This window comes from Microbacterium candidum (genome assembly GCF_030315975.1).
Lineage (GTDB): Bacteria > Actinomycetota > Actinomycetes > Actinomycetales > Microbacteriaceae > Microbacterium > Microbacterium candidum.
The window spans coordinates 567,579-580,237 of sequence record NZ_JASXSZ010000003.1 but is presented as its reverse complement, the minus strand read 5'-3'; the positions used below and the strand labels follow the sequence as shown (position 1 = coordinate 580,237).

General features: G+C 63.5%; 11 protein-coding genes and 1 pseudogene. 8 read left to right on the top strand and 4 right to left on the bottom strand.

The window, feature by feature from the left end; all coding sequences use genetic code 11:
* The first annotated feature begins 79 nt into the window (after nt 1–79).
* Nucleotides 80–397, top strand: coding sequence for a hypothetical protein (locus tag QSV35_RS12150; RefSeq protein ID WP_286289014.1), 318 nt, complete (start codon nt 80–82; stop codon nt 395–397).
* 110 nt (nt 398–507) lie between these two features.
* On the opposite strand, the gene QSV35_RS12145 is transcribed toward QSV35_RS12150, so the two are convergent.
* Nucleotides 508–834, bottom strand: a complete 327-nt coding sequence (locus QSV35_RS12145) for a hypothetical protein (RefSeq protein ID WP_286289013.1) — start codon at nt 832–834, stop codon at nt 508–510.
* Nucleotides 835–984: 150 nt separating this feature from the next.
* Here QSV35_RS12145 and QSV35_RS12140 point away from each other — a divergent pair, with 150 nt between their 5' ends.
* Nucleotides 985–1,536 carry a DUF3846 domain-containing protein gene (locus QSV35_RS12140; protein WP_286289012.1) on the top strand — a complete coding sequence of 184 codons (552 nt, stop codon included), beginning with the start codon at nt 985–987 and terminating at the stop codon, nt 1,534–1,536.
* A 463-nt stretch (nt 1,537–1,999) separates the two neighbouring features.
* Here QSV35_RS12140 and QSV35_RS12135 read toward each other — a convergent pair whose 3' ends face one another.
* The 3 genes and pseudogenes from QSV35_RS12135 to tuf form a co-directional block, all read right to left on the bottom strand.
* Nucleotides 2,000–2,743, bottom strand: a complete 744-nt coding sequence (locus QSV35_RS12135) for a DUF5677 domain-containing protein (RefSeq protein WP_286289011.1) — start codon at nt 2,741–2,743, stop codon at nt 2,000–2,002.
* 68 nt (nt 2,744–2,811) lie between these two features.
* Nucleotides 2,812–3,690 (bottom strand): alpha/beta hydrolase, encoded by an 879-nt coding sequence (locus tag QSV35_RS12130; RefSeq protein ID WP_286289110.1) that lies wholly within the window; start codon nt 3,688–3,690, stop codon nt 2,812–2,814.
* Between the two features lie 138 nt (nt 3,691–3,828).
* A pseudogene (gene tuf / locus QSV35_RS12125) lies at nt 3,829–5,016 on the bottom strand (elongation factor Tu); the annotation flags it as partial.
* A gap of 188 nt (nt 5,017–5,204) precedes the next feature.
* On the opposite strand from tuf, the gene QSV35_RS12120 reads away from it, so the two are divergent.
* From QSV35_RS12120 to QSV35_RS12095, 6 genes are all read left to right on the top strand, one after another.
* Nucleotides 5,205–6,092, top strand: a complete 888-nt coding sequence (locus QSV35_RS12120) for an HIRAN domain-containing protein (protein WP_286289010.1) — start codon at nt 5,205–5,207, stop codon at nt 6,090–6,092.
* Nucleotides 6,093–6,149: 57 nt separating this feature from the next.
* A complete protein-coding gene (locus QSV35_RS12115; RefSeq protein ID WP_286289009.1) occupies nt 6,150–6,662 on the top strand; it encodes a hypothetical protein in 513 nt (170 codons plus the stop codon).
* 3 nt (nt 6,663–6,665) lie between these two features.
* Nucleotides 6,666–6,827, top strand: a complete 162-nt coding sequence (locus QSV35_RS12110) for a hypothetical protein (protein ID WP_286289007.1) — start codon at nt 6,666–6,668, stop codon at nt 6,825–6,827.
* A 194-nt stretch (nt 6,828–7,021) separates the two neighbouring features.
* A complete protein-coding gene (locus QSV35_RS12105) occupies nt 7,022–7,882 on the top strand; it encodes a hypothetical protein (RefSeq protein ID WP_286289006.1) in 861 nt (286 codons plus the stop codon).
* Between the two features lie 203 nt (nt 7,883–8,085).
* The gene (hsdR, locus tag QSV35_RS12100; protein ID WP_286289005.1) at nt 8,086–10,638 is read left to right on the top strand and encodes an EcoAI/FtnUII family type I restriction enzme subunit R; all 2,553 of its coding nucleotides are present in this window, start codon (nt 8,086–8,088) and stop codon (nt 10,636–10,638) included.
* A complete protein-coding gene (locus QSV35_RS12095) occupies nt 10,635–12,650 on the top strand; it encodes an N-6 DNA methylase (RefSeq protein ID WP_286289004.1) in 2,016 nt (671 codons plus the stop codon). The genes hsdR and QSV35_RS12095 overlap by 4 nt, the downstream gene beginning before the upstream one ends.
* Nucleotides 12,651–12,659: the final 9 nt, after the last annotated feature.

Below are 12,659 nucleotides of genomic sequence, written 5' to 3'. Positions count from 1 at the left end.
GTCGTCCGCTCTTCGTCGGGCTGCGGCGTAGAGGATCCCATCCCGGGATCGTCCGCCGCTTCCGATGAGGAGGCTCACCATGAGTGAGAACAACCCCGCCGAGGTGCCTTCCACCGCACTCGGCCCGATTCGCACCCTGGCGGTGCGGATCGCTGATGGACTGCGGGCGCAGCTGGACGTCATCGCCCAGCTCAACGACCGCAGCGTCACCGAAGAGATCCGGATCGCCCTCGAGGCGTGGGTCGAGACCAGCAAGTCCGACCCGAAGGTGCTCGAGCGAGCCGAGACGGTGCGGGCCGAGATCGAGCGCGAGGCGAAGACCAAGCAAAGCGCGATCGAGGCCATCTTCGGCGGTACCGGGGCGAAGGCTCCGCGTGCCAGGTCGGGCTCAGCCTGATCAAGACTCCCTCCCCGTCCTGGGGAACGGAGAGGGGCGGCTGTCCCGGGGAGTTGAGCGCCCGAACGCTCCTTCCCGGGCAGTTGCCCAATCAACAAGCTGAAGCGGTGCTACGAGCCTGGCGCGTAGTCGACGCGCACGACAGGCGCGGCTTCGACGATCCAGTCTTCGCGGCGATTCAGCTGCGCAGTGAGCGCGGCGCGCTCGACTTCGTCGTCATCAAGACGGGGGATGATCCCTTCGAGGGTCGTGTCGACCCGATCGAAGCCCTCACGAGTCGAATCTTCGAGGTTCTCCAGACGACCTTCGAACCGTTCGTCCATGTGTGTCGCGAGGCCATTGAGCGCTTCAGCGAATACACCCATCGCCACCTTCATCGCGGTTGCGACGTTCTCGGTGACTGCGCTCTTGATGGTCTCTTGTAGGTCGCCGTTCATATCTGCGCCTCATTATGGGCCGTCGTGTTGAGGCTGAGAAGCCGTAGAAAATACAACGGCGTCCCTCATCTACCCCTCGTTGCTGCCCCGCGGCTTCGCCAGAGAACCAACCGGGTTCTCGGCCGCGACAACAGTAAGGAGGTGGGATCGATGGTTCACGGAATCGTCATCCCGGCCGCGGCGGAGGAGCCTCTCAAGCCCCGCCAACTCGCACGGCTCGAGGACTACCAAGCGGCCGTCGGTGGATGGATCGAGGCGGTCGACGTCCCCACCCTTGGCGTCACCATCTACGTCAACGAAGAGGGGCTGCTGCGGCAGTTGCCGTTCAACAGCCGCGTCTCGTTCCTCTGGTGGCACCACGTCCCGGGGGCGCGGCAGAAGGCCATGCTTGTCGGCGACGCTGTGCTCGTCGGGCTGCCAGACCGCAACGGCGACAGCACCGACGTGCCGAAGGAGGTGATCGACACGCTGATGCACCCCGGCCACTGGCGCGTCGAGGTCCGTGTGGCCGATGACTCCAAGTGGTATCGCAACCAGGTGACCTACAGGGACTACTTCGACGCGCTCGTCTGGGCGATGGTCACTCTGGAGCGTTGGACGATGGCTCAGGAAGTTCGCGTCGTGGCCGTCGATGACGAGCAAGATCAGATCGCGCCAACCCCGTCGTCCGATCCCGCGCGGAAGGCTCCTCCTGCAGCTTGAGCCACAATCTCAGGCGCCAGGCGGCGACTGCCCAGCTTCGAGAGCCACGCGCTCTCAGCTGGAGCGGTCGCCGCCCTTTTCAATGGCAGCGGGGCCCAGTTGCCGGAGTGTCAGGACTCGTCCGGCGGCCAGAGTTCCCATCGATTCGCTCGCCCGCGCCTCACGATTGCGGTCGGGTGTTGCGCTTGGAGCTCGGCGAGGCGCTGGATCACCTCTGCAATGGGAAGGTTGCCGGCAAGCGTAGCGAGTGCGACCGGCTTCGGTGGCTCCTGCATGCGATCGCTTGCTCCGATGTCGTCCAGCACCCACTGCAGATTCGCGAGAACCTGCCTCATCTCTCGACGTCGATGCAGCCATGATGGTTCTGGGAACCGGTACCTATAGCTACGCCGACGGAGACAGCCCAAGCTGGGTCTGGAACGGGACGCCGAACTACTCGACCTCGACGGGTCCGGCTCTATAGCTAGATGCCCTTCCGACGCTTCAGGGGCGGGGTGATGTTGTCCGCAAGCTGCATTGGAAGCAAGAGATCGTCGGATACGCGATCGAGTTCGGCGAGCAGCACCTCGTCGCTCGTCAGGCGGGCCAGCACCCATCGCGCCAGCATGCAGGCGATCGCGCAGACGTAGATCGCCTGGTAGCGATAGGGGTACTCCTGCTCGTACAGGATGTGGAGTTCATCCGCGTCGCCCTGCATGAGGAACGAGGTCACTGCACTGTGTGTGACATGGACCTGTTGCGAGAGCAGGTGGTAGTTCATTTCCAGGAAGTTCTTGTGGTCGAGTTCGCGCAGCATGCTCATGAATGACCCCAGCCGCTTCCCCTCTGGTGGCGAGTCGAGCTTCTCTACCGCCCGGCGGAGTTCGTCGTTGTCCATCCAGTTCGCGAGATTGCCATAGTGATCGTTCCGGTCGTGAGCAATCGAGTTCCGAAATTTCGTGACACCGCCATCCACGACGAAGATCCACTGCAGGGTCACGGCGTGCTCCAACGCAGCTCTCGCGAGCGGCACTGACTCACCATCCATACCCTCGTCGACGAGCGTCAGGTGGGCATCGCTATAGCGGAACGTGCGAGCGATCAGGCCATACAGAAGCAGGAACTCATCGGAGTGGACAGTACTGACCGTGAACTCCGAGGCGTCTCGAATCTGGGCGACGCAGTCTCGGATCCAATCGACGAGTGCGGGCTCGGGTACTTGCTGCATGACTCAACGCTACGGTCACCATGGGACGGGACACTCGGACGGGCGGCCATGTCGGAGCGCCATGGCCGTTACGCGTAGAAGCGCCAATATGCCTCGCCCGAGCCCGTCGCAGTGGATGTGAGTCTCATACGGTGGCGCGGGTCGAGCTGGCCGTCGATCAGGAATCTCATGTCGACGAGCAATGGTGCAGCATCGGCGTAGTAGCCATGGCCCAACCGAGAGAAGTCGATATCCGACACTTCTACGGTGTCGATGCCGGCCGCGATCGTCACTGGCGGACAGTAGCCAGCCCGCGGTCCACTGTGGATGTACTTCGAGGCCTTTAGCGCGATGTCCTTGGTGGAGACGTACATCGTGGCCTTGTCTGCTGCGTTGCAATACTCCGGTGCGATCTGGTGAAACAGCGTCGGATCAATATCTGGCGCAGCGAGCATGATCACACCAAAGTGGATGTGCTTTGTCGCCGCGTCGAGCACCATCCGCCGAACTGAACGAGCAAACGCCTGGTTCCCCATCGAGTGGACTAGGAGGTCGACTCGCTCGATTCCAGCGCGGTCCACTAGCACCTGGAGGAACTCGATGAAGAACCTCTCACTTGCTTCGGCCCGTTCGGCGTCGCCCGCGTAACGCTTGACCCGGGCATGGGAGGGCCAACTGAAGAACGCGGTGAGCCCCGGAGGGTTGATGTCGGTGGCGAGTTGCGCGGCGCGGATGGCCGCCTCGCGGAAGGATGTGTTGTAGCCGTGAAGGTAGACGAGCGCTCGATTCTCATCCGGCCCCAGTTCGCCTATCGCACTACGCAGATCAGCGGCGAAGGCGTCCGCTGATTCGGCTGGTTCGATCTTGGTCAGGCGCAAACTCCCGTCCGGCTTGCGCTGGAGCTTCCAGAGCTTGCTCCACCACGGCCGCTCGGCTTCGCCAAACTTGTGTGACTCCGGAACGTCCACGGTGCACTTTCCGAGATGCAGGGTCGTGTCGTCTTGGCCGTCCAAGAATCCGAGACGAGCGTCCCCCGAGGTCGGCAGCCGGTTCGTGCCATACCAAACCGTGACCGACGGCTTCGGATCGTCTTCAATGCCATGCGGAAGGATCTTCGTGACGGTGCCGGCCCCGATGGTGCGGCCACCCTCACGGATGGCGTAGCCGAGGCCCTCCTCCATGGCGATCGGCTGGATCAGCTCGACCGTCATGTCGGTGGTGTCGCCGGGCATGACCATCTCGGTGCCCTCGGGCAGCGTGATGACGCCGGTGACGTCGGTGGTGCGGAAGTAGAACTGCGGGCGGTAGTTCGTGTAGAAGGGGCTATGCCGGCCACCTTCTGACCTGGACAGGATGTATGCCATGCCCTCAAAGCGCGAGTGTGCGGTCACCGACCCGGGCAGCGCTACGACCTGGCCGCGCTCAACGTCCTCGCGCTTGAGACCGCTGAGGAGCAGACCGCAGTTCTCGCCGGCCCAGGCCTCGTCGAGCTGCTTGTGGAACATCTCGATACCGGTGACGATCGTCTTCTGCGTCGGGCGCAGACCCACGATCTCAACTTCGGAGTTGATCGGAAGGGTGCCACGCTCGGCGCGGCCCGTGACGACCGTGCCACGGCCGGTGATGGTGAAGACGTCCTCGATCGGCATCAGGAACGGCTTGTCACGATCGCGTGCCGGTGTGCGGATTGTGTCGTCCACGGCGTTCATGAGGTCGACAATGGACTGCGTCCAATGCGGGTCGCCCTCGAGCGCCTTCAAGCCCGAGACGCGGAGCACTGGCGCTTCGTCGCCGTCATAGCCCTCGCTCGACAGCAGCTCGCGGACCTCGAGCTCGACGAGCTCCAGGATCTCCTCATCGTCGATCAAGTCGCTCTTGTTCAAGGCAACAACGAGGTAGGGAACGCCGACCTGCCTCGCCAGTAGGACGTGCTCGCGCGTCTGAGCCATCGGGCCGTCGGTAGCGGCGACCACGAGGATCGCGCCGTCCATCTGAGCGGCACCGGTGATCATGTTCTTGATGTAGTCGGCGTGACCGGGGGTATCGACGTGGGCATAGTGACGCTTCGGGGTCTCGTACTCGACGTGCGAGATGTTGATCGTGATGCCACGCTCGCGCTCCTCGGGAGCGGAGTCGATCGACGCTAGCGTGACCGGTACGTTGACATCGGACGGGTATCTCTCGGCGAGCACCTTCGAGATAGCGGCGGTGAGCGTCGTCTTGCCGTGGTCGACGTGACCGATCGTTCCGATGTTGACGTGCGGCTTGGTCCGCCCGAACTTGGCCTTAGACACGACATCCCCAATCTGTCGCGATTCAACAAGTGCCCTTACACTACTCACCCCGGCGCCAGGTGTCCCGGACCCATTCAATTGAGTCGTAGAAGACGCGGTGACCACGAGTGTGGCCTGGCGCGTGCCGACGAGACTGTCTCGGCTGACGATCCCGAGCCCGGGACAACGTGTCTGCCAGGATCGGGGACGTGGGACTTGTCAAGAAGCTCTTCTCGGGCCCAGGCGGAAGGCGCGACATCGAGCCGGCCGTGCGCACCGACCACGGCGAGGAGACCAATTCGGGGCGCATTCGCATCGAGGTGACCTACTCGATCGGTAGAGAGCAAGACCTCGTCAAGCTGACCGGAACAACCACCTTCGCGAAGGACGCAATCACGCGCCTCGCCGAGCGTCGAGGCGTCGCCTCGGGCGGCTACCTCGAGGTCGGCGGCACGTTGCAGCGGGAGCCAGAGAATCAGGCTGACCCTATGGCCGTTGCTGTCCACGTCGAGGGGGAGAAGATCGGGTACCTACCTGGCTACCTGGCGCGCGTCATCGACCTCTCGACAAGTGGTGCTCGATCGGTGCGAGTCCAGATATTCACGCAGCTGCTGCCCAAAGGCCTGCGTGCCGAGGCGTGGGCTTGGTTGGGTGACGGCGCACCTGAGTGGCAATGGTCGGAGAGCAATCGCCCGCCCTTGTCGTCGGGTGCGAAGGTCGCGGCGCACCAGGCCGACATCGACAAGATGGTGGCGGATGCGCTCGCCGGGGGAGGAGCCCGAGCAGCTACCTTCGCCGACGGCATGGTCAATGGCGTCCACTACCTCCAGCTGGTCGAGCCGATCAAGCAACTCAAGCGGGACGGGCGTCTCGAGGATGCCCTCGTGCTCTGTTACGCGGCAATCGAAGGGGCGGAGTCTGCGCGGGAGGGTCGCGAGCCCGCTCCCTGGTACACGGAGCAAGCCGCCATCATCCACCGCAAGCTCGGACGGCGAGACGAGGAGATCGCCGTCCTTCAGCGCTGGCTTGCGGCGTGCCCTCCAAAGTACAGATCGGGTAGCAAGATCAAGGAACGGCTGGACAAGCTCATCGCATGAGGAGCCGGTCGTGCCCTCCTTGCCTCAACGTCGGAGGTCTTCCCTAGAATCTGAGATGTGACGCAGCTAGCGCTCGACGCGAAAAACTCCGACGATGAGCTTCGCCGCGCGCGCTTCGCGCGTGTTCGGCTGTTGAATGAGGAACTCGACAAGCTCGTGACAGATGCGGCGGACCGCACAGTCAGTGTGAACAGCAAGGCTTCTTTCCTCGCGGTCTCGGCAGGTGTCCTGGTTGCCGCGTCCACGGTGCAGCTTTGGACGAAGAGTCCCGCGTTCGGGGTGGCCGCCCTGGGCCTCGCCTGCGTCGCGTTGGCCTGCGCGGCGGTCGCGGTACGACCAGGGAAGCGGATGGGGATCCAAGCCCGCCGTCTTGTCGACCGCTACGCAGACAGCACCACTAGCGCGCTGCAGGTCGAGTCGCAGATCATCGAAGACAAGGCCAACGCACTTACTCAGCGTGAATCCGACCTTCGGTCCCGTGCGGTCTGGGTGTGGTGGGGATTCGCTGCACTCGCGCTGGCGGCGGCGGCGCTGACCGTGGTGTTCGCGGTCGAGGTATTGGGAGGATGACACATGGGACGGCCTGACTACGAAGACAGCGTCGCTGGCGACGATTCGCCGGGAGACTACGTCTTTCTGATCGGCGACTCCACCGGAACATTGACGGGCAGCGCAAGCGGGAACCTGAGCACGGTGCTCGGCGCTCTCCAGGAGAACGACAATGGGACGCCCTGATTACGACGACGCGGTCGCCGGTGGCGACGACCAGCCCGCGACGACGCAGGGCGATATGACTGGGTGGCTGCAACATGGCCAGAACCCGGAAGGTATCGAGCACCGCGGGGGCCGAGAGGGGCCCGCGCGCCAAACTTGGGCATGAGCCCTCCCTGTCACAGAGTCGCGTGCGAAGCGTGGAATAAGGCGCGGCCATGACGAACCGGGCGCCCTCGGAGCAGCCGCAGAAGTCCGAGGATGGCGGGTGGCCCCAGCGGTTGGGTCGCATTTCGACGGCTGTTGAGGCCTGGCGAAGGCGCGCCGAGGACCCGCAGCCGCCGGAGCCGCAGAGCTCGCTAGCTACCGATTCGATAGAAGGACTCAACGTCGAGAACCTGATCTGGTACTCGATGTGCATCTCGTCCGAGCACCTGGACTTCGCCCTCGATGCGATGCGAGCAACCAGCACGATGTATCCGACGGCCTACATGACCGTCGCGCGGACGGCGTTCGTTGCGGCCGTGAACACGGTCTGGGTACTCGCGCCGTCATCAAGGCAGCAGCGGCGTGAGCGGGCGCTGGAGCTTCGTGCCGACGATCTACGAGCGCAGGTGACGTCCTTCCGGAACATGAGGATCCCGAAGGGCGTGTCCGAGGATGCTCGCACCGAGTTCGTCGAGCAGATTCGCGAGCGGCAGGCCCACCTACAGAAGGTAGCGACGACCCTCGGCATGAAGCAGGACGTGACGAAGATCAGGTTCAACCAGACGAACGCCATCGACTGGGTGGCAGAGCACATGCACGGCGTGGGCAACGACCTTCTGATTGCTGGGACGCAGTTCGTGTGGCGATCGGGCAGCGCCGCAGCTCATGCGCAGTACCACTTCGGCATCATGCGGATGGATCGGAGTGAAGCCGTGCGAGAAGACTCTGGCAGCTCCGTCGTGCGGCTTCGCGGGGACCTCGAGACCGACGTTGGTCCGGCGCTCGCAGCGGCGACTTTGACTCTGAGCGAGGCATTCCGGCTGTATGACCTCCGGCGGGTGCGACACGATGTCTCTGCAGGTGCGGTCTGAGCGACCGCGGTCACGCACCTCAACGTCGCCCGCTGTCGTCCCTGGCGTCGGGGGAGGGATTCCCTCTTGCCAATCACGCGCGATGTCGGCCGCCGCAGGTAGCGTACTGGGGCCGGCGATGCTTGTCTGGGACCGATACGCCCATTCTGACCGTGTTGGTCTGTTGGAGGGGGTATGTCCGAGTTTCGTGCAACAATACCTCTATGGCCCTTAGTGAGCGCGAGACGCGGACCCAGCTCATCGATCCGATGCTGGCGGCTTCAGGCTGGGACGAGAGCCTGGTCGAGGAGGAGTATCAGTACCGTCCTGGTCGGCTGCGGCTCCTCGGCGAGCAGACCGTGCGTGACGAACCGCAATTCGTCGATTACGTCCTCCGCGCTGAGCCGCGGGGTGCGATCCTCGCGGCGCTTGAGGCGAAGGATGAGTCGCATGCACCCGGCGCGGGGCTTCAGCAAGCGCTCGCATATGCGGTCGACGTCGACGCGCCATTCGCGCTCGCGAGCAACGGTCACGAGATCGTCGAACAGGACGTTCGGACCGGCGCGGTGCGCCGCCTCAATGCCTTCCCGACACCCGAAGAGCTCCTCGAGCGCTGGCAGAACGTTGCGCCGTCTCGTGGGGCCACTGTTACTTCGCGCTCGGGAGAGACCGTTCCCAACCCCCTGCTGCAGCCAGCGTTCGCCTTCCCCGGGGCACGTCCGATGCGCTACTACCAGGAGCGTGCCGTGAGCGCATCCATCGAGGAGATGCTGAACGGACGGCACCGAGCGCTACTTTCGCTGGCAACCGGAACCGGTAAGACCTTCATCGCCTTCAACCTGGTACACAAGCTCCTTACGACGGGGTACGTCAAGCGTGTGCTCTTCATTGCGGATCGAGTCAGCCTCCGTGATCAGGCATACAACGAGTTCGGCGGCCTTGGTGATCGCCGAGGCGTCGTCGTCAACGGCCAGGTGCCGCTTCAACGCGATGTCCATTTCGCTATCTATCAATCGCTTTACGCCGATTCGGCTGCGGGCGGCCGTGTCTACGAGCAGTACCCCCGAGACTTCTTCGATCTCGTCGTCATCGACGAGTGCCATCGAAGCGGTTACGGGGACTGGGGAGCGATCCTCGACTACTTCTCCGGCGCCTTCCACCTGGGCATGACCGCGACGCCGAAGCAGGACGACTCGATCGACACCTACGCGTTCTTCGCCTCCGAAAATCTGGATGCGGACGGCCAGCCACGCCCGGTGTACGAGTATTCGCTCGGCCGCGGTATCGACGACGGGTTCTTGGCGACCTACAAGGTGCTGCGCGTCAACACGACTGTCGATGACGGACTCGTCATCAAGGACGAGGTCGAGAAGGGCGCGGAGTTGCTGGTGCCCGAGGGTACGACGCCGCGCGACGTGTACGACATGAAGGAGTTCGAGCGCGAGATCATCGTCCCGGATCGCACCCGCGTGCTCTGCGAGCATCTCGCCGGCGTCCTGCGCAAGTACGGCGCCCTCGACAAGACGATGGTCTTCTGCGTCACCATGGAGCACGCCGAGCTGGTCCGGAGCGAGCTCCAGCGCCTGCTTGGCTCGGAAACGGGCAAGAATCTCTACGCAGCGCGGATCGTCAGTGAGGAACGGGACGCGATGCCGCTGCTTGAGCAGTTCCAGCTCGCGAGCAGTACTGAGCCCGTCGTCGTGACGACCGTCGACCTGCTGACCACCGGCGTCAACGCGCCGTCAGTTCGCAACATCGTGTTCATGAAGCCGGTTGGTTCCGTGACGACGTTCAAGCAAATCATCGGTCGTGGCAGCCGCCTCGATGAACTGACTGGAAAGACCTTCTTCCGCGTCATCGATTACACGAACGCTACTCGTCTCTTTGACGACTGGGATCTGCCTTCCCTGCCCAGCGTCCAAGGACCCCTCGCAGGGGAGACATCCGTCGCCGGCACTGTCCGGGATGATGAGACTGCGGAGCTGATCGCAGGCGCTTCGATCTCCGTGCGGCTCGGAGGGCGTCTCCTTGCTGAGACCAGCACCGATGACGATGGCGCATTTAGCGTTGGGTCCCTTCCTCCCGCGGTGGTTGACGTGTTCATTACTGCGAGTGGATACACGCGTCGCCACCTGCGCGTCGACACGACGACGGGCGAGGCCACGCAGATGGTCGTTGCGCTTCGACGGCCCTCGCAGGGCGAACGGCGGCTCAAGATTTCAGGGATCGAAGTCTCAATCGCGGAGGAGATCGAGGTTGACCTCGGCAACGGTCACATCCTCAAGCCAAGCGAGTACCTGGCGCGCGCGCGTGAGGTGATTCTCGAGCGCGTACAGACACTCGAGGAGCTGCGATCCATCTGGCAGGCGGCGAAGACCCGAGGCGAACTCGAAGAGTATCTCGCCCTCCATCAGGTGACGCCCGAGCTGCTGTCCCTCGTGCTGGCGCGGACTGACGTCGACGGGTTCGATCTGCTCGCTGCTGTGGCGTTCGGTGCCTCATTGGTCGGCCTCGGGACCCGAGCAACGGCTGCGGTAACTCGAATCGATGCGGAGTACCCCACCATCGACGGTGCCTTTATCACTGCACTGCTGGACAAGTTCCGCTTGGGAGGAGTTGGCGAGATCGCGACGAGCGAGATCTTCGGCTTGAGCCCGTTCGTCACCGACTGGGGTGGCGTGCTCGGAGTAACTGAGATGTTCGGCGGCCCTGCAGCCGTCGGTGGTTTTCTGCGCGCCGTCCAGGTCGCGCTGTTTGAGTTGGAGATTGACGAATGACACTGTCCGAGCTGCAAGCCAAGATCAAGTCCGCGTCTGACAAGATGCGCGCGGATGACAACACCAAGAACGCGCTCAAGTACCTAGAGCAGCTGACCTGGCTTCTCTTCCTCAAGGTGTTCGACTCCGTGGAGGAAGAGCGCCAGACGTTTGCGCAGATCGACGGCACGACCTATCGCCCCCTCTTCCGTGAGAAGTACCGCTGGGGCAACTGGGCTCGATCGCGCGACCTCACCGGCGACAAGCTCATCACGTTCGTTAGCGATGACCTGCTGCCGTACTTGCGTGGCCTCTCGGGCAGCCCGCGGGCGGAGCGGATCGCTGCCATCTTCGCTGAGATCCGGACGGTCATGAAGTCGGGGTACTCGCTCAAAGAGGTCGTCGCGATCGTGGACTCAATCAACTTCCACGCGATGGACAACCACCACGCGATGAGCGTGATCTACGAGTCGCTGCTCGCACAGACGGCAGATGCTGGTTGGTCTGGTGAGTTCTACACGCCTCGCCCGGTCGTCGAGTCGATGGTGCGTATCATCGACCCCAAGCTTGGCGAGTCGGTCTACGACCCCTGCTGCGGATCGGCTGGATTCCTCGTGTCGTCCGCGACCCACGTCAAGCCGTTGGTGAAGACGAAGGAGCAGGCCGCGACCTTCAACTCTGCAAGCTTCTACGGTCAGGAGTCGGGAGAGATTGCGGCGCTCGTCGGGACAATGAACCTCATCCTGCATGGCGTCGAGGACCCGCAGATCGTGCGTCGCAACACCCTCGAGCAGGACGCGCGCAACATCAGCCCGAACGAGCAGGTGTCGATCATCCTCACCAATCCGCCGTTCGGCGGCACTGAGAACCCACAGGTGCAGCAGAACTTTCCGAGCAGGTCGGCTGCCACCGAGCTGCTGTTCTTGCAGCACTGCATGGCGAAACTCCGCGACAACGGTCGAGCAGCCATAGTCCTGCCCGATGGGATCCTCTACCGCGCAGAGACAGCATTCTCGACGGTGCGTCGGCGCCTCTTGAACGAATTCAACGTGACGGCCATCGTGCGTCTGCCGACTGGTGTTTTCCCGACCGCCGCTGACACCCGTACCAACCTGATCTTCTTCTCGAAGGGCGGGCGCACCGAGCGTGTGAAGTACTACCAGGTGCCGTCGCCACTGGGAAAGCGCTCCTACAGCAAGACCAACCCGCTGACCGCGGATACCCTCGCCGGCGTGGAGGCGTGGCTGCAAGACGGGATCGCTGATGAGTATGCCTGGGAGGTTGATTACGACACGATCGTCGAGCGTGGCTACGACCTCGACATTCCGTGGCCTGGAGCTGGCGAGATCAGCGATGCCAGTGCGGCCGGCGAGCGTATCGAGTCGCTCCGTGCCCAACTCGCGACCCTCCTTGAGCTGACCGACGCACTCTCGGCATCGCACGGCGACCTCGACAGCTACCCGCTTTCGCCCGCCGTTGAGCTCGCTGGCTGGGTTGTCGAGACTGGGCGCCGCGCCGGGAGCCAGGTGCCGGACCGTTTCGTGGGCGTGAGCAATGAGGGCGGCCTCACCCCGTTCAAGGGAGCCCCTGCCAAGGACACGAGCCGCTACCGAGAGTTGCGGCCCGGGGACTTCGTGTTTAACCCGATGCGTGTCAACGTCGGTTCCATCGCTCTCTGCCGACGCGAGGAAGAAGCCGGATGGGTGAGCCCTGACTACACGGTATTCCGGCTTTCCGGGGACGCACCCTTCGATCCTGAGTACCTCTTGATGTTCCTGAAGAGTGAGCAGGGGCGCGTCGAAATCGACCGCGAAAGTAGAGGCGCCGTTCGTCGACGCCTCTACATGGATGGTGTCCGAAAGATCAAGATGCCCATCCCCGGTGACCGAGAGTCGTGGGCGGCCCTGATCTCGTCCTTCACTTCGGTTCGTCGTCACCTGCGTGAGTTGCCGACTGTGTCTTTTGGCGCGCTGTCGTCGTTCGAAGCCGCCGTGCTCGACCCTCGAGATTCCGTCGACACGCCGGGGCGATAAAAAGGTGAA